This is a genomic window from Shewanella sp. GutCb (genome assembly GCF_002836135.1).
Classification (GTDB): domain Bacteria; phylum Pseudomonadota; class Gammaproteobacteria; order Enterobacterales; family Shewanellaceae; genus Shewanella.
Window position 1 is genome coordinate 187,624 of record NZ_PJBL01000106.1, and the last position, 20,364, is coordinate 207,987.

Here is a 20,364-nt window from a genome sequence, read left to right on the forward strand (position 1 = left end):
TGTTGTTTATGTCGCAAAAACAAAACTAATCTCAAGCTGAACCAAGTAAAGCATAAAGATATGACAGTAAAATGACTGTCTATTAAGATGATTGAACCAGTTGTGATAACGCTTATGTGGGGATCAAACGACGAATCGTGGATGTTTACAGAAGGCGGTGAAAGTATATCAAAAAAGGGTATATCTCTAAAAACTGACTGGATTATATCGAGTAAATGAATCTTGTCAACAAATAAAATTAAAACGCTTGTGTTTAAGATAGTTTATTATTAAGTGTTAACAATACGTTAATCAGTGCTAGGTTGACTAATATTTGATTAATCATATTTTGTCGATGTTTATTAAACATCGGTGTATCAAAATGGAGTCTTTCGATGACAAGGATTATTTTCTCTCTACTGTTAGTCATGCTAATGGGCAATATATCCGTGGCATATGGCGCTACAGGGCTAGTGAGTGCTGTTAAACAGGCTGCAGAACCTACTGAAGAGGCGCAACCGACGAGCTTTAAAGCCAGTACTTATGAATATAAAGACAGCTTATTTAGAGATACACCACGAGGCACAATTGAAGGTTTTTTTGAAGCAACATTTGAACAGAACTTCGAAAAGGCCTCCAAATACTTAGATTTACGTTATTTGCCAGAAGGTATGTCAAAAGAGCTAGGGCCAGAATACGCAAAGCAACTAGTAGCAATTATAGAGCGTAATCTTTGGGTTAATCTGGAAGAGATCAGTGATGTACCAAGTGGTACTAGCGATGACCAACTGCCAAATTACCGAGATGCTTTTGGCAGAGTTGAAGTTAAAGGTAATGAGATAACACTGTTACTGCAAAAAGTACCCGATAAACAGCTAGGTAAAATCTGGAAGATATCGAATGCGACGGTGGCCAAAGTGCCGATGCTTTATAGCGAACTGGGTTATGGGCCAGTCGTTGAGTGGTACGTACAAAATATTCCACAAGGTCACCTCTTTAAACTTAACTTGTGGGAATGGGCGCTGCTGATTAGTTACTTAATCTTGGCATTGCTCGTTATTATCCCGTTAACTTGGTTTGCAAAAAAACTCATTTTGCGCAGCGAATATCAATATAAAGATGATGTCGCGCATCTTGTAGTTGGGCCTTCACGCTTTTTACTTGCATTACTATTAGTCCGGATATGGATGGCAAATACCACGCTTTCCGCCAATGTGATGGAAGCCATTAATACCGGTTTCTTACTGGTTATCGCCGTCATTTGGTTTATCTGGAACTTAGCGGATGTACTGCAAAACAGTTTGCGCCTACGTTGGATTAATCAGGGTAAGAGCCAAACCGCTTCTTTACTGCGGCCATTAGCAAACTTTCTTCGAGTGATTTTAGTTGCGCTGACTATTTTGATCTGGCTAGAACATCTTGGTTTTGATGCTTCCACAATTCTTGCTGGTCTTGGTATTGGTGGTGTTGCGATCGCATTAGCCTCTAAGCAATCTATTGAGAACTTTATTGGTACCATCACCCTATACTCATCAGCACCTATAAGGGTTGGGGATGTTGGTCGATTTGGGACTATTACGGGAACCGTAGAAGAGATTGGTCTACGTTGCACTCGCATTAGGACAATTGATAGAACGGTGATAAACGTACCTAACGCGCGTTTATCTGAAATGGATATTGAAAACATATCGGAGCGCGAAAAAATCCGTTTAAAGACTGATATCCGCTTGGATTATAAAACCACGACAGCGCAGTTACATGGCATCATCGAAGATATACGTGCACTCCTCATAGAGCATGAAAAAGTAGATGAGACACCGTTAAGAGTTACATTCAAAGGTTTTGGCTTACACGGGCTGCAACTCAATGTGTTTGCTTACATCGGTACTACCGACTTTGCTGAGTTTCAGTTGGTCTCTGAAGAACTGCATTTTAGTATTATGAATACCGTGGTAAAACATGGCACTAGAATTGTGCCAGTAGTGCCTATTGCAGCAGAATAGCGCAACAAATGTTCGATTAAAAAAGGCCGCTAATCAGCGGCCTTTTTTAGGGGCAATACTGCTTTTAATAAATCAGTTCACCGATAGGATTCAGCAGTTTACTGATCCCTTTGGTAAAGCGCAAAGGGGCATCGACTACTGTGTAACAAAGGCATCCATCCTCAGTTTTAGGCGTATGCTGGTGGTCGCTATCGAGTAAAATAAAATCCCCTGGACTATAACGATTAAATTCATCTTCAAAATGGCCTGCAAGTAACAGTGTCAATTCTGTTCCCTGGTGAGTATGCTCTGGTATTTCTCCACCAGCGTCGATATGCAGTAAGCTAGCGCGTGCCTCACCACTGTCAGTTTCAAGTCGCATTCGACTAATTTTACCTAAGCCATTCCAAGTCCCACTAATCTGCTGCCTTAAAGCATTCGGTAATTGATATTCATGCCCTTTTACTGTGACGATGGCACTCTTGGACTGTCTTTTGCTTGCGGACGATGGGGTTAAAAGCATAATGCTATTTAACATATCATCAAGGTCAATACTGGTTTCTAGTTCATCAGCCGCGGCATCTTCTTCAATTAATGCAATATGTGCATGCTGCTGAGTCATAGTGGTCAGTTTTTCTTGGCATATTGAGCAAAGTTCACAATGAGCAGATAACGCGGTTGTCATTGCTAGATTGAGGCAGCCCTTAGCATGTTCAAGTAACATGTCATCATTTGGATGGTAATTAATCATGGTGTTTCTCCAAAATGCTTCTAAGTTTGACCAAACCCAATCTTAATCTTGATTTAACGGTGCCTAGAGGAACATTCAGTTTACTTGCGAGTTCCTGCTGGCTTAGCTCTTGTAAGTAAATCCCCCTGACAATTTGCTGCTGTAGTGGTGGTAGCTCATCGACATGCTTCATTAACTTGTTGGTCAGCATGTGATCTTCTGGCTCGACATGCTCAACGGTTTCAAAAATAGGCCAAATATCATCACTGACCGTATCTTCTCTGTTGTGCTGAACTTTACGCAGCATATCAAAACAGCGATTGCGCATAATGGTGAATATCCAAGTTGTTACAGCGCCTTTGTCTGCGTCAAATAGATGCGCCTTAGTCCACACTGCTGTCATTGTTTCTTGCACCAGATCCATCGCTAAGCCTTGGGTGGATAATCGTTGATTACCAAAGGCTAAAATTTTGGGCGCAAAATAGCTAAACAGCATCGCGTAGTCAGATCTGCTACGGCTGTTAGCAACACTAATAAGCTTTTCTTTTAGTTGTTCAGTTGTTATATCGGAATTTTTTTCTTCCATATAGGGCTTATTGTAGAGGACATAACCCTTAGCATAACGACTTTGTGAACGTTGTGATTGAATATTTTGCATTATTCTCACTCTGTGTTGTAACGCCGCCGATACTTTAAATATCAGCTCTTTAACGTTATTACGCAGCTAGTGGCAGAATGGATCAGGCTATTGGTCACTTTCTGCCGATAGGAGATGAGGTACTTTTAATGAGATGCATGCCTTAAAGTTAGCTTTCGCTTAGTGATTTTATACTCTATATCGTTATAATCGTCGTTCTTATAGTACCTTAGGTGTGAAGTCTTATGGCGCAAATGCTTGCAAGTGTTGATCAGCGTACCAAGCTTGTTGGTGAAAACCGATTGGAACTTTTGTTGTTCAGAATTAGTGTGACGCAATTATTTGCCATTAATGTTTTCAAAGTAAAAGAAGTGGTAAAAATGCCACCTTTAAGTACTTTGCCTGGCAGTCACCCTAGTATCATTGGTATCGCTAACCTACGTGGGTTAGCAATCCCAGTGATTGATCTTCGTAAAGCCATCGGCTTCAGACCTTCAGTTGTGCATGAGAACAGTAACCTCATTATTACTGAATACAATCGTTCAGTGCAGGGATTCTTAGTCGACAAGGTTGAGCATATTGTCAACCTGACCTGGAGCGATATTTTACCGCCGCCTAAGACAGTAGGGCGAAATAATTATCTCACGGCAATAACGCGGGTTGAGTATCAAGATAAACAAGAATTAGTGTCAATTATTGATGTTGAAAAAGTACTGGCTGAAATTATTCATTACGATATTAAGTTATCTGAAGGTGTATTAGATCAACAATTACTGCCATTAATGCAGGGAAAAAGGGTACTCATCGCGGATGACTCGGCCACCGCAAGGCGTCAAGTCAGAGAGACATTAGAACAATTAGGCTTAGAGGTGATTGAAGTCTCAGATGGCTTGATGGCATTAAATCAATTAACCCAATGGTGCGATGATGGTATCGATGTAACAGAGCATATCATTATGTTGATCACCGATGCAGAAATGCCCGAAATGGATGGCTACAAGCTGACCCACGAGATCCGTAACGACAAGCGTATGAGTAACCTTTATATCACCTTGAATACGTCACTGAGTGGTAGTTTTAATAATGCGATGGTTGAAAAGGTGGGTTGTGATCGCTTTATCTCGAAATTTCAACCTGATCTGCTTGTCGAAGTTGTGCAAGATAAATTGCGCCAATCAGAATTGATTAAGGCGCAGTAGAGCCAGTAGATAATTTAGCCCTCTTGCTCTTGTTCTTGTTTTAAGTCATTAATGATCTGTCGCTTAAGTTCTGGAGCAGCAGCAATATTGATCTGTGCGACTCGAATAGCATAACCAAACCGCTGTTTACCAACAATGCTAATGATGTCTTCTAAAAAACGTTTATCGAGCACAAATTGTTTAGCGTAGAACTTAATTGCTTGAGTGACTGAACTGTAATTGACGCCATCAAAACTAAAGTCCGCGTCATAACCATAGTCATCAATGGTGACACCAGTAAGACTCAATGGCCAAGCTGGATAGTTAACTCTATCCCTGGCTATCTCATACATCATCCAAGCACTTTTTTTAAATCCACCAAAGACTTTGTCTTCAAACTCTGATTCTTCGAGCTCTTGTTTAGTCCAATTGATACCAATGGCGAGATGCTTTTCATAAATTCTCATTAGCTCATCTTTGACCGCCATTTTACAATCCCAGATAGAGGTCAGCTTATGCTGTTTAGCAATTTTGCAGCACTCTTTACACGCGGGAAGCATAAGCGATGGGTGCGGCGTGTAGTGCTCTTTGATATAACTCAATTGCATAGAACTGGGTTCGCCACAAAACCAACATTGGTGTCTGCAGTCAAATGGGATGTCGATTAAAGGGGCTAATTCAAACACAATGGCTCACTTAATAGCATTGATAAAGATTGGATTTTCACTTAAAAAGAAAGCGCACAATCACAGATGATTGGCGCTTACTTTTAATGTTTTATTCGCTTTGGAGAAAGATTTACTCTTCTTCAACATTAACGAGTGAAGTGGCTAGCACGATTGGATCGATTTCAAGGCAGTCTTGTTCTGCAACCCAATCAACACCGACGAGTACACCATCGTCATTTAGATCAGCAACCCAAAAATCTAAAAATTCATTAAGTGTAATGGCAACCGCGTTATAACCATGCCATTCTTCAGTGCAATGGCTTTTAGCTTGCGCTTCTTCCGACCATAGAGGCATCACATCAGTCGCTTCGAATTCAGATGAATCACATACGACCCAACCTTCACCTGTTTCATCTTGCAGGCCCCAAACCACTTGGTGTTGCTTTACGTTATTAATAAAGCTTTCTAATGCTGGAGTGATCTCAGTCATGATTAATCTCTTTTGGTTATTGGAAGATATCGATTATATCCACTCACAATAGTCTGCAACTGCATGTTACTTTTAGCAAGTTATTTAATGTTTTTCGACGACGTTTTTAGCGCGATGAGCTTAGGTGTTTATAGGCTAACGGGCGGAAATTGAGCGGTTAAGCAAATGAGTGAAGATAACTGCAATAATGACATTGATTTAGTCTATATTAATGCTGCAGGATGTTGTTTTTCGAGTAAATCAGCTTACAGGTCCAAATAGAGTGTTTAATGAATTAAAGATCATCATTTAACTCACCCGTTTAAGGTAAGCTTCATCTCTACACATCAAAGTAACACGTTAGTGTCATTAAATTTTTTGGGAGTCTTCTCTTGTTTAAATCAATCCCCCTGGCAGCAACGCTTATATTAACAAGTTCCACCGCTATCGCCTCAGTGGCTTCTCCTGACTGGGGAACTTGTGTGGCTAATCTTCAGCAAACGGCTAAATCTCAAGGTTTGTCGCAACATACCATTGATACAACACTCGCGAATGTAAAATATGTGGCTAGAGTGATGGAACTGGATAATAAACAACCTGAATTTAGTTCCTCGTTTGAAAATTACTTCACTAAGCGGGTTACCGATTGGCGAGTTCAACAAGGGCGAAAGCTCTATAAAGAGCACAAAGCACTGCTGCAAGGCTTAGCAAAAGAATACGGTGTTCCCCCGCAGTACTTATTAGCATTTTGGGGACTTGAAACTAATTTTGGTTCATATAAAGGTAAGATGTCGGTGCTGAATTCTTTGGCAACATTGGCATGTGATCCTCGTAGAAGCCAATACTTTACCACTGAGTTGATGCAAGCATTAAAGCTAAAAGAGCAGTATGGCTTTGATGAAAAACAAATGGTGGGCTCGTGGGCGGGTGCCATGGGACATACACAGTTTATGCCGTCTGCTTATGCTAAATATGCGGTCGATGGTGATGGTGATGGTAAAGCCGATCTTTGGAACAGTACGGAAGATGCGCTTTCATCTGCAGCCAATTTTTTGCAACATTTAGGCTGGAAGAAAGAGGAACGTTGGGGGCGTGAAGTGACACTGCCGGCGGATTTCAGCTACGCATACCTTGGGCGATCTGAGGCGCAGCCGCTCACTAAGTGGGCAGAGCTTGGCTTGAGACAAACCAATGGAAACGCACTTAGCACACCGGATATGCAAGCTGCGTTATATTTGCCATCAGGGCATACTGGACCGGCTTTTTTAGGTTATGACAACTTCAATGTGATAATGAAATGGAACCGCTCTACGTTCTACGCCATTGCCGTTGGCCATCTTGCTGACAGAATAAACGGCGCGGCAGGGCTTAACGTTAATCCGCCTAAAATGCCTAATTTAAGCCGAGCAAGGGTAAAAGAGTTACAGACTCAGCTTAATGTTCTCGGTTTTGATGTGGGTAAACCTGATGGGATTTTGGGTTCTAAGTCATTAAAGGGCTTGCAAGCATTCCAAAAAGACAAGGGTTTAGTTGCTGACGGCTATCCGAGCGAAGCGACGTTTAAGGCCCTTGCCGTAAAGTAATCATTAGCGGCTATTAGGCATATCGTTTTCCAATAATGAAGATGCAATCAAAAAGATTGCATCTTTTTTGTTGATCCATTAGATTGAATTCCATCAATAAAGTTATCGACTGGAATGGCTTATATCAATGGACAACCTCTCCCACGCACAACGTCAACGTTTAGCATTTATCGATTTCAGCCTACAGTATTTTGGTCAAGTCTCCCGTCAGGATTTAATTAATAAGTTTGCCACCGGACTTGCCGCCGCTACACGTGATTTTCAAAGTTATAAAACATTGGCGCCAACCAATATGCGCTTGGTACATCAAACGAAGTGCTATCATCGTTTACCCGAGTTTACCGCGCTATTTACCCACGAGCCCGAAGCTATACTGCACGGGCTGGCTAAGGGCTTTGGCGATGGTTTATCACACCCCATAAAGCCGAGCGCAGTGTGTATTGACGCGATACAGCTTATTCACCCAAATACAGAGATTATTGCGGCGTTAATGCGCGCCATTCAAGCTAAGCAGGCACTTGCTATTGAATATGTGTCGGTGTCATCGGGCAAGAAACAACGAGAAATAGTGCCCCATGCATTGGTTAATAACGGCCAGCGTTGGCATGTGCGCGCTTTTGACAGAGCAAACCAGGTGTTTACTGATTTTGTTGTGACACGAATTAAGACAGCTTCGATGTCAGATGTAAGTGCTAAATCTTTGGAGACTTGCGAAAATGACCAATATTGGCAGCAAGAAGTGCAGCTAACGCTCATTCCTCACCCCTCTTTAGCTCACCCTGAGGCAATAGAGCTGGACTATCAAATGGTCGACAAACGCCTTAGCTTAAAGTGCCGGGCATCGTTAGCGGGTTACCTGCTTCGGCAATGGAGCGTTGATTGCTCTGCAAAGCATCAGATTGGTTCAGGAGTATGCCAATTAGCATTGGCCAACCATGAGGTGCTGCAGCAGATAGAACATTTGACCATAGTACCTGGCGCCAAATCGTAACAAGAGATAACACTAGTGGCTTTGAAAGACTTTTGTTAAGCTCACGCAACAAAATTTGAGTTAAGGATTACCATGAGTATTAAAGACAATTCTGTAGTGCAATTTAACTACACACTACGTGATGAACAGGGCGAAGTTTTAGAGAGCAATAAAGACCTTGAGCCGATTGCGTACCTTCATGGTCACAACAATATGATGCCTGGTGTTGAAAAAGCACTTGTGGGAAAAGACGCTGGCGCTACTTTTTCAGTCACACTGCCAGCAAGCGAAACTTACGGTGAGCGTAATGATGATGCAGAGCAGCGTGTTTCGGTTAAGCATCTGCAAGGCGCTAAAGTGTGGAAAGCGGGTATGCGTGCATTGATTAATACCGATGACGGTCAACGTCAGGTGACTATTATCAAAATGGGTAAGTTTATGGCGACTGTGGATGTTAACCATCCTCTTGCGGGCCGTGAATTAACATTTGATATTGAAGTGGCTGATGTTCGTGATGCAACACCTGAAGAGGTTGCCCACGGCCACGCCCATGGTAAAGGTGGTCACCACCACTAAGCTGATTTAATCGGCAACAAAAAAGCCCAACATTGTTTGGGCTTTTTTGATTAATGAGTCAATACTGCAGAGACAAAACATGATCATAGAATTAAGCAGTGGCAAAATGGTACTGAGTCCATTTGAAGTTCAAATCAGACTAAATAATCAGTGTCAGCTTTATGCGATGGTGGAAGATATTAAGTTTCATCCAGATGCATTAATGATGGTTGCTGATGCTGGCGCCGTTCGTTGGAGTATTAAATTGGACAACAACGAACAGCTACAAACAATAAAAACAGAACTCGGGATTGGCTAGCGAAGCTTACATTCATGACCTCATATCTTGTCGACTATGGGGTTGGTTAAAATCGAGTTCCGGCCCGTTGGGAACAATTCGAGTTGGGTTAATCATGTCATGACTGAAATAGTAATGCTGCTTAATGTGCTCAAGATTTACCGTCTGCGACACTCCCTTCATCTGATAAATATCTTTCACATAACCGGAGAGGTTAGGGTAGTCCTCTATGCGCTTTTTATTGGTTTTAAAGTGTCCAACATAAACAGCATCAAAACGAATTAAGGTGGTAAACAGACGAATGTCAGCTTCAGTAAAGACATTACCAGTGAGGTAGCGTTTAGTTGTAAGCCGCAGTTCTAGCTTATCGAGTGCATCAAAGAGTTGCTGGTAAGCGTCATTATATGCGGTTTGGCTGGTGGCAAAACCGGCTTTATAGACACCATTATTAATGCTGCTATATATCCATGTGTTTAATTCATCAATTTCAGTTTGTAATTGCAGCGGATAAAAATCACGGTCGTTATCAACTAAATGATCAAACTCACTGTTCAGCATCCGTATAATTTCAGCTGATTCGTTACTGACAATGGTGTGTGTATGCGAGTCCCATAGCACAGGTACTGTAACGCGGCCGTTATAGTTGGCATCTGCTTTTTGATAGATTTGATAGAGAAAATTGGCAGCGTTTAATGCGTCGTGTTGAGCACCATCGATATGATGTGCGATTTCGCTTTGGTTGACGCCAGAAAACTCCCAGCCATTAGCGAGCATATGCGGTTCAACCACTGTAACGCCTATTATGTGTTGTAGGTTTTTCAATTGTAGATAGATTAATGTTCGATGCGCCCACGGACAAGCTAATGATACATAAAGATGATAGCGATTTTTTTCGGCTTTGAACCCCTGTGTACCCGCTTTTTTAGGTTGCCCATCTTGGGTTATCCAGTCTCTAAAGCTAGATTCTGATCGGCTAAACTCGCCAGCCGTTTTATCTGTTGGATACCATTTGTCGATCCATTGACCATTATGCAGTAAGCCCATTATGTTCGATTTCCATTTTATCTATTATTAGTAATCACAGCTTAGTTGCCAGAAGGTCGACATTAAAGCGCATTTAGTGGTTTAAACCTTTCTATTAAATATGTGTTATACCAATTCCATTAAATAGTTGCTCATTCAGCGGGAATTAAAATTACTTTAGGCAAGCAAGTGGGTTGTAGCTAATAGTTATTCTATATCGAAAGCCACATGCGCAGTATTAAAGTGATTTTAAACCCGCACGTTGTGAGCTTCTCAGGACTTTTACTCCTGCGTTGCATCGCCTTAAAAGGGAATAACCATTTCTTCCACAATGCGCCTGGAATTGAAAGCCCTGAGAGAGCTCTGAATTGGTCACATATTTAATGGAACTGGTATTAACAGCTCTGCTCCTGATATTATTGCGCGCAGTTAATTAGCCATTGCCATTGAAAAGGAACGTCATGTTAGATAAGCCGTTAGAGAGAATTACAGTCGAGCCCATCACTAAGGCAACTGCCTGTGTGATTTGGCTGCATGGGTTGGGAGATTCAGGTGCAGGTTTTGCGCCTGTGGTGCCAGCATTAGGGCTGCCAAGTGATCATGCTATTCGATTTATCTTTCCCCATGCCCCAGAGCAAGCTGTCACCATTAATGGTGGCTATGTTATGCGTGCATGGTATGACATAAAAAGTATGGACTTGCATGACCGCGCTGACATGCAGGGGGTTTTAGAAAGTGAAGTTCTCATCAGAGCGCTTATTGATGAACAAATAGCGTTGGGCATTGAGTCGAGTAATATCGTGCTCGCAGGATTCAGCCAAGGCGGTGTAATGAGTTTGTTTACCGGCTTAAGACTGCAACATAAATTGGCAGGAATAATGGGGTTGTCGTGTTATTTGCCTACTGCTGATAAATTGCCAAATGACCTTGCGAGTGTGAATGCATTGACCCCAGTACTTCAGCAACATGGTGTTCAGGATGAAGTTGTCCTATTAAGTGCAGGGTTAATGGCATTCGAACTTCTTAAAGAGCAAGGCTATGTTAATCAGTGGCAAACCTATGATATGGGACATAATGTGCTACCGGAACAGCTGCGTGACATCTCAAAATGGCTACAAAAAGTCCTAAAGTAAGATTAGAATAGTCTAATAGCTTGTTTTTTGAGCAGCGAGGCGTTGTGAGTTGTTGCAACGCTTGTTCTCATTTAAAGACAATCTTTTATAAACCGTTAAAATATCTAAATTGATGAAATGCTTTATTTTAGTTGCCTGTATTTATGTTGCCACAGTTTATAACGCCCTCGCTTAATCATTATGGTTACCCCTTTGTTCTGTTTTTAACACGTAATTTGAAATAAAACACTTAGAAATGAGTTATTTAGTTCATCTAATGTAATATTTGTAACACAAATAAAGCATAATCTTTGCTAAGATGCTTCACGGCGAAAATAGGGTTATTTCTGCCGAACTAATTAAAATATTACGAAAACATAAAAATAATCAAGGGGTTGATTTTAATGAATAAGACTTTAATCAAAGGGCTAGTGGCGACTGCTGTTGTAACTGCGTTAACAGCGTGTGGCAGCGACAATGATGACAATAAAGAAGTTGTATTGCCGACAACATGTGCAGAAGCTGGTGAAGCTTGTACTATTTTCACCGTACTTCACACTAACGACAACCATGGTCGTTTCTTTGAAAACAGTAAGGGCGAGTATGGTATGGCAGCGCGTAAGACGCTGATCGACCAGATCCGTGCTGAAGTTGAGGCGAACGGTGGTGAGACTATCTTACTTTCTGGTGGTGATATCAACACGGGTGTACCTGAGTCAGACTTGCAAGATGCACGTCCAGATTTCGTGGGTATGAACCTGATTGGTTATGACGCCATGGCTGTTGGTAACCATGAGTTTGATAATCCATTATCAACGGTTGATATGCAGCGTGAATTAGCTAACTTCCCGATGCTAGCAGCTAATATCTATGACAAAGTTTCTGGTGCTCGTTACTTCGAACCGTACAAGATTTTTAATATTAACGGTATTCGTATTGCTGTTGTCGGTCTAACGACGGAAGATACAGCTAAAATCGGTAATCCTGAATTTATCAGCGGTCTTGAATTTACCGATCCAAAAGAAGAGCTTAAGAAAGTTATCAAAGACATTAAGGACGCAGATACTGCTGACTTAATCTTCGCCACGACTCATATGGGTCACTATGCCGATGGCGCTAGCGGCAGCAATGCTCCTGGTGACGTAGCTCTAGCACGTGCTATGACAGCAGGTGATTTAGCCGCAGTGATTGGTGGACACTCTCAGAATCCTGTTTGTATGGAAGGCGACGGATATGATGCTGAGTTCAAACCTGGTGCAGAATGTAAGCCAGACGTTCAGAACGGTACAGTCATCATGCAGGCACATGAATGGGGCAAGTATGTTGGCCAAGCTGATTTTGAATACTTTAATGATGAGCTGCATTTAGCTAGCTACAAGTTGATCCCTGTTAACTTGAAGGCAAAACTGAAAGACGCTGATGGCAATACGGTTAAAGATGCTGATGGCAACTCAGTTTACGAACTTATCGGCGAAGAAATTAAGCCTGATGCAACTGTACTTGAAGTTATGCAGCAGTACCAAAATGTCGGTCAAGAAGAATTGCTTGAAGTTATCGGTAATACTGATGGCAAGCTTGAAGGTGACCGAGATATCGTTCGTACACAACAAACTAATATGGGTCGTCTGATTGCTGAAGCTCAACGTAGTAAAGTAGATGCAGACTTTGCGGTAATGAACTCTGGCGGTGTACGTGATTCTATCCAGATGGGCGAAATCACTTATAAAGACGTGTTAACAGTGCAGCCATTTGGCAACTCAATTACTAAGAGTACTTTAACCGGCGCTGAGATTACTGAATATTTGAATGTTGTAGCAACAGTTGATGTTGGTGAAACAGGTTCTGGAGCATATCCACAACTTGCGGGTATTAAGATGGATGTTGATTGTGAAGCTAAAACAGTTTCAATTAACGACATTAATGGTAAAGGCTACGCTGCTGATGCGATGTATAGCTTTACCGTCCCTAGCTTCAATGCTGCTGGTGGCGATGGCTACCCTAAGCTGACTCCAGTTATGACAGGTTATGTTGATGCTGAAGTTATGTACACATTCATTAAAGACACTGGTGATATCAAGGCTGCTGACTTTGCTCCTGTAGCGGGTGAAATCCAGTTCTTGAACAGCAATAGCACATTGGCTTGTAAGCGCTAATCTAGTCTTTGTTTTAAGAAAGCAGCCTTGAGGCTGCTTTTTTTATGTCTAAATTTTCTCATTTATAAAAATATTACTAAGATTATTTCTTCAAATAATTGTAACTCTAGCCTTGAAAACAAAAAAAATGCCTACATATATTAACTATGGAACGCTCAACGAGGTTCTTAAGTTAACGGAATTATTGATGCCTTCGGGGTCATAAAAGTTAACCTTTAACAAATCGGTGCGACAACATTGCATTTGCAATCTAGTTGGCCAAATTAATTTAATATATTGCTTAATACAAGGATATACCCATGAGAAATTACGACCTAACTCCACTTTACCGCAGTGCCATTGGATTTGACCGTTTAGCGCAACTTGCTGAACATGCCGCGTCGAACAAAGGTAATTCTGGTTACCCACCTTATAATATTGAACTCATTGATGAACATCGTTATCGCATTACTATGGCGGTTGCTGGCTTTACTATGGATGAACTCGATATTACCAGTGAAGGTGATAAGCTACTGGTAAAAGGCACGAAAGCCGAACAAGATAAAGAGAGTAAATACCTCTATCAAGGTATTGCTGAACGTGGATTTGAACGCACATTCCAATTGGCTGATTACGTCACTGTTATTGGTGCAAATCTAGAAAATGGTTTACTCAATGTTGATCTTAAAAGAGAGATCCCCGAGGCGTTAAAACCGAGAAAAATTGAGATCGGCACATCAAGAATATTGGATGCTAAGTAAGTAAATTATCGCCTCCCTGGCTGATCTATTTACAGTGTGAAATGTAAAAAAGGGAGTCTTTAGACTCCCTTTTTAGTGGGTGTTTTTAATCAGCTAATCTACTATTGCTATTCAGCTTAGTCGCTATGCGCGCATTGATTTTTCGCCGCGTGCTAGACCCACCACACCTGAGCGTGAAATCTCAATCACTTTAGTCACATCTGCCAAGGCGGAGATGCAGGCATCTAACTTATCACTGGTGCCAATTAATTGGACCGTATATAAGCTCTGAGTGACATCGACAATTTGACCACGGAAAATATCTGCCAGTCTTTTGACTTCTTCTCTGTGCTCACCTTGTGCTTTGACTTTAATCAGTGCGACTTCTCTTTCTACATGCGCAGACTCAGTGATATTAGATACTTTTAGTACATCAATGAGCTTATGTAGTTGCTTCTCTATTTGCTCAAGAACAGCTTCATCAGCTTTTACGGCAATGGTTAAGCGAGATAGGGTTTTATCTTCTGTTGGCGCTACAGTTAAGGTTTCAATGTTATAACCACGCTGAGAAAATAATCCTACAACCCGAGAAAGCGCACCCGGTTGGTTTTCAAGTAATACACATATAATCCGACGCATTAGCTTTTCTCCGTTTTGCTCAACCACATTTCATTCATCGCACCGCCACGAATTAACATCGGGTATACGTGTTCGGTCTCATCAACGTGAATGTCGACAAAGACTAATTTGTCTGTCATGGCGAAGGCTTTCTCTAAACCTGATTCTAGCTCGGCAGGATCACGAATGGTCATACCTACATGGCCATACGCTTCGGCAATTTTGGCAAAATCGGGTACCGAGTCCATGTAGGATTGAGAATGACGACCTGCGTATATCATGTCTTGCCACTGTTTAACCATACCCAAAAAGTGATTGTTTAGGTTGATGATTTTAACGGGAATATCGTATTGTAGTGCGGTTGATAACTCTTGGATATTCATTTGAATAGAGCCATCACCCGTAACGCAAATAACCGTTTCATCGGGTTTTGCAAGCTTAACACCCATTGCGGCAGGCAGGCCAAAGCCCATGGTGCCAAGGCCGCCAGAGTTAATCCAACGACGTGGCTTATTAAATGGATAGTAGAGCGCAGCAAACATTTGGTGTTGACCAACATCGGATGCTACATAGGCATCACCATTGGTTAATTTATGCATGACTTCGATAACTTGCTGTGGTTTTATCTTTGTATCTGATTTTTGGTAATCTAAACTCTTGCGACCACACCACTTGGCAATGTCGCCCCACCAATGATCATTGGCAGTCGGATCGGTAATAGCATAATCATTGGCTTCAATCTGCTTTAGCATTTCATCCAATACTTGATCAGCAGAACCCACGATTGGAATATCGACTTTAATGGTTTTTGAGATTGAAGAGGGATCGATATCAATGTGTAAAATAGTGGCATTTGGACAGTATTTTTCTACATTATTGGTGGTGCGATCATCAAAACGAACCCCAATACCAAAGATAAGATCACTGTTATGCATGGTCATGTTTGCTTCATAGCAACCGTGCATACCGAGCATACCGACACTGTTAGGGTGAGTACCAGGAAAGGCGCCTAGTCCCATCAGAGTGCTTACCACTGGAATTCCAAGCTTTTCTGACAGCGCGAGGATCTGGCTGTCACACCCAGATATAACTGCGCCGCCACCGACGTATAAAACAGGTTTTTTAGCGGCTAAGAGTGCTTGTAAACCTCTGCGGATCTGGCCTTTGTGGCCAGATGTAGTGGGGTTATATGAACGCATGGAAATATCCTCTGGATATTGATATTCATGCAAAATTTCTGGGTTCATACAGTCTTTAGGCACATCAACCACCACAGGACCTGGACGACCACTGGCGGCAATGAAAAATGCTTTCTTGATGATAGTCGGAATGTCACGCGGATCAGTGACTAAAAAACTATGCTTAACAACCGGTCTAGATATACCAATCATGTCGCATTCTTGGAATGCATCATTACCAATGAGGTGGCTATGAACCTGACCTGAAATAACCACTAAAGGAATAGAGTCCATGTAAGCGGTAGCAATACCAGTAATGGTATTGGTAGCACCAGGACCGGAGGTGACAAGGACTACGCCAACGTCACCTGTAGCACGAGCATAACCGTCAGCCATGTGCACGGCAGCTTGTTCATGTCGCACGAGTATATGTTCAATGGTGGACTTTTCGTGCAGTGCGTCGTAAATATCTAAAACTGATCCGCCTGGATAGCCAAAAATATGTTTAACGCCTTCGTCGATAAGAGAACGGACGACCATACTGGCGCCTGATAGCTTCTCCATAATAATTCCTTTTTAAGTTACCGCTACGGTATGCAGTATCTCACTACAGCGACGGTAATCGCTCTAAAATTAAGCTTGGATGGTAATCCTTGCTCTCGTTTGCCGTTAATCTCAACTGAAAATGAGTCTTCACAGAGGTACTTGTGCGGCGATGACTTCAATTTGAGTCAGCTTCATCATATAAAACCCCCATACGATTACAAGGCATGAATGCAAATAAATCGTTCTAAATGAAGAATTTTCAATATGGCGGACAGAAAAGCAAAGTTGCAGGTGGTTAATGACAAGTGATTAAAGGAAGGTTTGGCTATAGAGAGGCGACAATCACGGTAAGCGTGATTGTCTTACATTGTTATAGGTTCGGCTCTCGTTTACTAAACAGTTGGCATAAGCCGACAAGAATAACAGCAGCCAACATGAGTGCAGAGAAGGGCACTGCGGTTCCGGTATAGAACAATGCAAGTAGCGGACCTGCGAGTGCGCCGCATCCGAACCTAAGTGTTCCTATTACGGCCGTTGCGGTGCCGGTTTCTTGTTGGAATTTCATCAATACAATGGCATCGGCATTGACAGACATCACACCGAGACACGCCATTAATGGCAGTAACATAACAACAGTAAATAGGTAGTTTAAGTCGAGCATGTTGACCAGTAATAAGCCGCTTGCGGCTATTGCACCGAAAATGGTCGATACACGTAGCATTCTTTTTGAGCCGTAACGACCCACAATCTTGCTATTGACTACATTCGCGAGCATCAGTGCACCAACATTGGTGCTAAACAAAATGGCAAATAGTGATTTGTCGAGTCCGAACACTTCCATATAGACAAACGGTGAGGCGGTTAAATAGCAGAAAAAGGCAAAGGAGGTGAGTACACCACAGGTAATATTGAGCTTCACACCTGGTTTGGTCAATACGGTGGCATAGGCGCCAAAAAATGATTTACCACTGCGGCTGCTTGCATCACGGTCACTCGGCATTTTTAATTTAAAACACACTAAAAAAAGTAATGCCAGCGCATAAAACGCTAGAATAAAGAAAATTAGGTGCCAATCCCCAAGTTCTAAAATTAAGCTCCCAATACTCGGCGCAATAAGCGGTGCAAGCATCATAATAAGGCTGACATAGGACATCCCTTTAGCGGTGTTCTGTCCGTAAACCTCTTTAATATATCCGGGCACAACAACCGTGGCGGCAGCGCCGATAAAAGCTTGTAAGAATCTTAATGCCAAAAAGGCTTCAATTGATTGAACAAATGTCAGAGCAAAGCTGGTGAGCATAAAGCCCGTTAAACCAATTATCACCATCTTGCGGCGACCATACCTATCAGCAAGCGGACCAAAGCACAGCATACCTAGGGCGTAGCCAGCTAAATATAGGCTAAGAGATTGTTGAACTAACGTAATGCCAGTGTCAAAACTGCTGGCTAGCGCTGCCATGGCCGGTAAATACATATCGATGGCTAACGGTGTAATGGCTACAATCGCGGCAAGCATTGGGATGAGTAATGCTAAATTGGGGATGCCAACCGGATGGGTGCTTGGTTGTTCATTGTTGGACGTGTTCTTCAATACTGCCTCTTTGAGTGTTGCTTGCTGAGCTGCGGATTTGTCGGAAATACTTGAAATATATTAACTAGGGAGTCGATCTTAATGTGACTTAATTAAAGCATTAAGGACCCGTTAGTTTAGTTGATTTAAGGTCGAATTGAGATGGTACTCATTGTATAAAAAGTATTTTACGACACTATATTATCGTTTTAAAAACATTTAACCAATCAAAATTATATTGTAACCGTGCTAAAAAGTGATTCAATTTGTGTTGAAAGCCTCGCAACTAATTAGTCAGTCCATTTTCTCGTGCAACTGTCATTCAACTGTCATTCAACTGTTATCTAAATGTCATTGCCGTGACTTTATTTCGTTCTAAATTAGGCGACTTTATAATTCAAGTTGCTGAAAAAGTAGGTGCAGCTAATTGCTTATTACGAAGGGAATGAAATGAATAACGAGTACACAATTGTACCGCTGTTAATGTCGGCATTATTACTAACGGCTTGCAGTGATGGCACATCTGGGCAAAATGGTAGTAATACCTTGGTGAAAATGTCAACACTCTCGATTGGTAATGAACAATGTGCTATGGGTGGACAACTACTGCAGTCAGGTTTAGACGTAAACGCTAATGGCGTTTTGGATGAAAGTGAGATTGACGATGCTCAGTCACAAACTGTTTGTCATGGTCAGGGCGCGACGTTAAAGGCTGAATTGGTCGGCCGTTACCAAAGCGAAATCTATGGACTGAGCGCAGCTGAAATCGTCGATTTTGACCCGTTATCGAAACAAGTATTTGTGATCAACGCTAAGAGCGGCAAAGTCGATGTACTTAACGCGGCTGATATCGATGTCACTGATGCGGTGTCAGGCAGTGGTGCACTGGCCCTTAATAATATCGTTAAAACTACTGATATTGATGTGGCTGCAGATGTGGGTCTTACTCATTTAGGCGGCGTTAATAGTTTAAGTGTTTATGGGGATCTGCTCGCGGTGGCGATAGAGCGAGGTGATGCGCTGGGCAACAGTAAACAAGCCAATGGTTTCGTCGCTTTTTATCGTATCAATGACGCGGGTGAAACAAGCTTCCTTCATGCCGTTGAAGTCGGAGCATTACCGGATAACGTGACGTTTAATCGCAATGGCTCGTTATTGATAGTGGCTAATGAAGGAGAGCCAAACACGGCTTATAGCCTTGATCCTGAAGGCAGCATATCAATGATTGCAATTACAGAAAATATTCCAGCAACGACTGCGACAGCTATCGGTTTTGCTGATTTTAACAAGGGTGGAGCCCGCGAAGGTGAGCTGGACTCAATGATCAAGATCAACGGGCCTAATGCCTCTGTCGCACAAGACTTGGAGCCTGAATATATTGCGGTGAGTGAAGATAATCTAAAGGCTTACGTGTCTTTACAAGAAAACAATGCCATTGCGGTCATCGATCTTAAAGATAAAAAGATTGAATCTATTCTGCCGCTAGGGCTTAAAGATTACGGCTTATATGAAAATAGAATTGACGCCAGTGACAAAGATAGCCGGATTAACTTCAGTGCATATGCTGGGGTCTACGGCATGTATCAACCCGATACCATTAGCAGCTATCAGTGGCGGCAGACTAATTTTATTGTCACCGCTAACGAAGGTGATGCTAGGGACTACGATGGCTTTTCAGAAGAAGCCAGAGCAGATGATTTGAATTTAGACCCCAGTCACCCACAATTAGGTGCAGCGCAAGACAAGACCCAATTAGGCCGTCTTAAAGTGACGACCAGCATGGGTGATATTGATAACGATGGTGACGTAGATCAAATTATCAGTTATGGCGCCCGTTCATTCTCTATCTGGGACGAGCATGGCAATCAGGTGTTTGACAGTGGCTCAGAGTTTTCCCGTATTACCGCCGCAGTACTTGGAGATAATTTTAATAATAATAACGATGAGAACAAAGGCGATAGCCGCAGTGATGACAAGGCCGGCGAACCTGAAGCATTAGCGATTGGAAAAATAGCCGACCAATACTATGCTTTTATTGGTTTAGAGCGCACTGGTGGCATTATGATTTACAATATCACCAACCCATTTTCAGTCAGCTTTGTCGACTATGTGGTCAATCGTGATTTTGATACAGACTTTGAAATTGATAGCGATACGGGTGAAGTGAAAGGTGATGCGAGTCTTGCTGGAGATCTCGGCCCTGAAGGGATGAAGTTCATCAGCGCAAACGACAGTCCTACTTCGCAGCCTTTGTTAGTTATAGGCAATGAGGTGAGTGGAACCACCAGTGTGTATGCACTGAGTTTCTAGTTATAGTTGGTATTAGAAACGATGATTAAAAGCGTTAAAATAAAAAACTCCGTTGCTGCAACAGTAACGGAGTTTTTTAGCACTTA

The 20,364-nt window shown here is 42.2% G+C and carries 18 protein-coding genes; 10 read left to right on the forward strand and 8 right to left on the reverse strand.

The genetic code is table 11. The features are described from left to right. The first annotated feature begins 374 nt into the window (after positions 1–374). Positions 375–1,982, forward strand: coding sequence for a mechanosensitive ion channel family protein (locus CXF86_RS22260; protein ID WP_101091070.1), 1,608 nt, complete (start codon positions 375–377; stop codon positions 1,980–1,982). Positions 1,983–2,046: 64 nt separating this feature from the next. Here CXF86_RS22260 and CXF86_RS22265 read toward each other — a convergent pair whose 3' ends face one another. Together CXF86_RS22265 and CXF86_RS22270 are read right to left on the reverse strand one after the other, a co-directional pair. Next, a complete protein-coding gene (locus tag CXF86_RS22265; RefSeq protein WP_102040045.1) occupies positions 2,047–2,712 on the reverse strand; it encodes a ChrR family anti-sigma-E factor in 666 nt (221 codons plus the stop codon). Beyond that, positions 2,705–3,349: a sigma-70 family RNA polymerase sigma factor gene (locus tag CXF86_RS22270; protein ID WP_101091068.1), complete on the reverse strand. Its 645-nt coding sequence runs from the start codon at positions 3,347–3,349 to the stop codon at positions 2,705–2,707. The genes CXF86_RS22265 and CXF86_RS22270 overlap by 8 nt, the downstream gene beginning before the upstream one ends. A 224-nt stretch (positions 3,350–3,573) precedes the next feature. Here CXF86_RS22270 and CXF86_RS22275 point away from each other — a divergent pair, with 224 nt between their 5' ends. Beyond that, positions 3,574–4,527, forward strand: a complete 954-nt coding sequence (locus CXF86_RS22275) for a chemotaxis protein CheV (RefSeq protein ID WP_101091067.1) — start codon at positions 3,574–3,576, stop codon at positions 4,525–4,527. 14 nt (positions 4,528–4,541) lie between these two features. On the opposite strand, the gene CXF86_RS22280 is transcribed toward CXF86_RS22275, so the two are convergent. After that, the gene (locus tag CXF86_RS22280) at positions 4,542–5,192 is read right to left on the reverse strand and encodes a hypothetical protein (RefSeq protein ID WP_102040046.1); all 651 of its coding nucleotides are present in this window, start codon (positions 5,190–5,192) and stop codon (positions 4,542–4,544) included. Positions 5,193–5,304: 112 nt separating this feature from the next. Beyond that, positions 5,305–5,664 carry a DUF2750 domain-containing protein gene (locus CXF86_RS22285; protein WP_101091065.1) on the reverse strand — a complete coding sequence of 120 codons (360 nt, stop codon included), beginning with the start codon at positions 5,662–5,664 and terminating at the stop codon, positions 5,305–5,307. A gap of 371 nt (positions 5,665–6,035) precedes the next feature. On the opposite strand from CXF86_RS22285, the gene CXF86_RS22290 reads away from it, so the two are divergent. From CXF86_RS22290 to CXF86_RS22305, 4 genes are all read left to right on the forward strand, one after another. Further along, complete coding sequence (locus CXF86_RS22290; protein ID WP_101091064.1) at positions 6,036–7,226, forward strand: lytic murein transglycosylase; 1,191 nt, start codon at positions 6,036–6,038, stop codon at positions 7,224–7,226. 127 nt (positions 7,227–7,353) lie between these two features. Next, complete coding sequence (locus CXF86_RS22295) at positions 7,354–8,217, forward strand: WYL domain-containing protein (RefSeq protein ID WP_101091063.1); 864 nt, start codon at positions 7,354–7,356, stop codon at positions 8,215–8,217. 72 nt (positions 8,218–8,289) lie between these two features. Further along, on the forward strand, positions 8,290–8,772 hold the full coding sequence (locus CXF86_RS22300; protein WP_101091062.1) for an FKBP-type peptidyl-prolyl cis-trans isomerase: 483 nt from the start codon (positions 8,290–8,292) through the stop codon (positions 8,770–8,772). 79 nt (positions 8,773–8,851) lie between these two features. Continuing rightward, positions 8,852–9,070 (forward strand): DUF3389 family protein, encoded by a 219-nt coding sequence (locus CXF86_RS22305; RefSeq protein ID WP_102040047.1) that lies wholly within the window; start codon positions 8,852–8,854, stop codon positions 9,068–9,070. 12 nt (positions 9,071–9,082) lie between these two features. Here CXF86_RS22305 and CXF86_RS22310 read toward each other — a convergent pair whose 3' ends face one another. After that, the gene (locus tag CXF86_RS22310; RefSeq protein WP_102040048.1) at positions 9,083–10,093 is read right to left on the reverse strand and encodes a glutathione S-transferase family protein; all 1,011 of its coding nucleotides are present in this window, start codon (positions 10,091–10,093) and stop codon (positions 9,083–9,085) included. Between the two features lie 440 nt (positions 10,094–10,533). Here CXF86_RS22310 and CXF86_RS22315 point away from each other — a divergent pair, with 440 nt between their 5' ends. The 3 genes from CXF86_RS22315 to CXF86_RS22325 all read left to right on the forward strand — a co-directional run bounded on the left by CXF86_RS22315 (position 10,534) and on the right by CXF86_RS22325 (position 14,077). Beyond that, complete coding sequence (locus tag CXF86_RS22315) at positions 10,534–11,205, forward strand: alpha/beta hydrolase (protein ID WP_101091059.1); 672 nt, start codon at positions 10,534–10,536, stop codon at positions 11,203–11,205. Positions 11,206–11,588: 383 nt separating this feature from the next. Continuing rightward, entirely contained in the window at positions 11,589–13,337 is a 1,749-nt protein-coding gene (ushA, locus tag CXF86_RS22320) for a bifunctional UDP-sugar hydrolase/5'-nucleotidase UshA (RefSeq protein WP_102040049.1), read from the forward strand. Between the two features lie 299 nt (positions 13,338–13,636). After that, complete coding sequence (locus tag CXF86_RS22325; protein ID WP_102040050.1) at positions 13,637–14,077, forward strand: Hsp20 family protein; 441 nt, start codon at positions 13,637–13,639, stop codon at positions 14,075–14,077. A gap of 123 nt (positions 14,078–14,200) precedes the next feature. Here the strand turns inward: CXF86_RS22325 and ilvN are convergent, their stop codons facing one another. From ilvN to CXF86_RS22340, 3 genes are all read right to left on the reverse strand, one after another. Beyond that, positions 14,201–14,695, reverse strand: coding sequence for an acetolactate synthase small subunit (ilvN, locus tag CXF86_RS22330; protein ID WP_101091056.1), 495 nt, complete (start codon positions 14,693–14,695; stop codon positions 14,201–14,203). Further along, a complete protein-coding gene (locus CXF86_RS22335; RefSeq protein ID WP_101091055.1) occupies positions 14,695–16,416 on the reverse strand; it encodes an acetolactate synthase 3 large subunit in 1,722 nt (573 codons plus the stop codon). Before CXF86_RS22335 ends, ilvN begins: the two co-directional genes overlap by 1 nt. A gap of 352 nt (positions 16,417–16,768) precedes the next feature. After that, entirely contained in the window at positions 16,769–17,914 is a 1,146-nt protein-coding gene (locus CXF86_RS22340) for a multidrug effflux MFS transporter (RefSeq protein ID WP_101091232.1), read from the reverse strand. Between the two features lie 504 nt (positions 17,915–18,418). On the opposite strand from CXF86_RS22340, the gene CXF86_RS22345 reads away from it, so the two are divergent. Continuing rightward, positions 18,419–20,278 (forward strand): choice-of-anchor I family protein, encoded by a 1,860-nt coding sequence (locus tag CXF86_RS22345; RefSeq protein WP_102040051.1) that lies wholly within the window; start codon positions 18,419–18,421, stop codon positions 20,276–20,278. Positions 20,279–20,364: the final 86 nt, after the last annotated feature.

Bases quoted from the DNA above. Each gene is read 5' to 3' on its own strand.
- CXF86_RS22315 (WP_101091059.1), top strand. From the start codon at position 10,534: ATGTTAGATAAGCCGTTAGAGAGAATTACAGTCGAGCCCATCACTAAG.
- ushA (WP_102040049.1), top strand. From the start codon at position 11,589: ATGAATAAGACTTTAATCAAAGGGCTAGTGGCGACTGCTGTTGTAACT.
- CXF86_RS22340 (WP_101091232.1), bottom strand. From the start codon at position 17,914: ATGCTTGCCGCGATTGTAGCCATTACACCGTTAGCCATCGATATGTAT.
- CXF86_RS22295 (WP_101091063.1), top strand. From the start codon at position 7,354: ATGGACAACCTCTCCCACGCACAACGTCAACGTTTAGCATTTATCGAT.
- CXF86_RS22270 (WP_101091068.1), bottom strand. From the start codon at position 3,349: ATGCAAAATATTCAATCACAACGTTCACAAAGTCGTTATGCTAAGGGT.
- CXF86_RS22285 (WP_101091065.1), bottom strand. From the start codon at position 5,664: ATGACTGAGATCACTCCAGCATTAGAAAGCTTTATTAATAACGTAAAG.
- ilvN (WP_101091056.1), bottom strand. From the start codon at position 14,695: ATGCGTCGGATTATATGTGTATTACTTGAAAACCAACCGGGTGCGCTT.
- CXF86_RS22310 (WP_102040048.1), bottom strand. From the start codon at position 10,093: ATGGGCTTACTGCATAATGGTCAATGGATCGACAAATGGTATCCAACA.
- CXF86_RS22300 (WP_101091062.1), top strand. From the start codon at position 8,290: ATGAGTATTAAAGACAATTCTGTAGTGCAATTTAACTACACACTACGT.
- CXF86_RS22305 (WP_102040047.1), top strand. From the start codon at position 8,852: ATGATCATAGAATTAAGCAGTGGCAAAATGGTACTGAGTCCATTTGAA.
- CXF86_RS22325 (WP_102040050.1), top strand. From the start codon at position 13,637: ATGAGAAATTACGACCTAACTCCACTTTACCGCAGTGCCATTGGATTT.
- CXF86_RS22265 (WP_102040045.1), bottom strand. From the start codon at position 2,712: ATGATTAATTACCATCCAAATGATGACATGTTACTTGAACATGCTAAG.
- CXF86_RS22345 (WP_102040051.1), top strand. From the start codon at position 18,419: ATGAATAACGAGTACACAATTGTACCGCTGTTAATGTCGGCATTATTA.
- CXF86_RS22260 (WP_101091070.1), top strand. From the start codon at position 375: ATGACAAGGATTATTTTCTCTCTACTGTTAGTCATGCTAATGGGCAAT.
- CXF86_RS22335 (WP_101091055.1), bottom strand. From the start codon at position 16,416: ATGGAGAAGCTATCAGGCGCCAGTATGGTCGTCCGTTCTCTTATCGAC.
- CXF86_RS22275 (WP_101091067.1), top strand. From the start codon at position 3,574: ATGGCGCAAATGCTTGCAAGTGTTGATCAGCGTACCAAGCTTGTTGGT.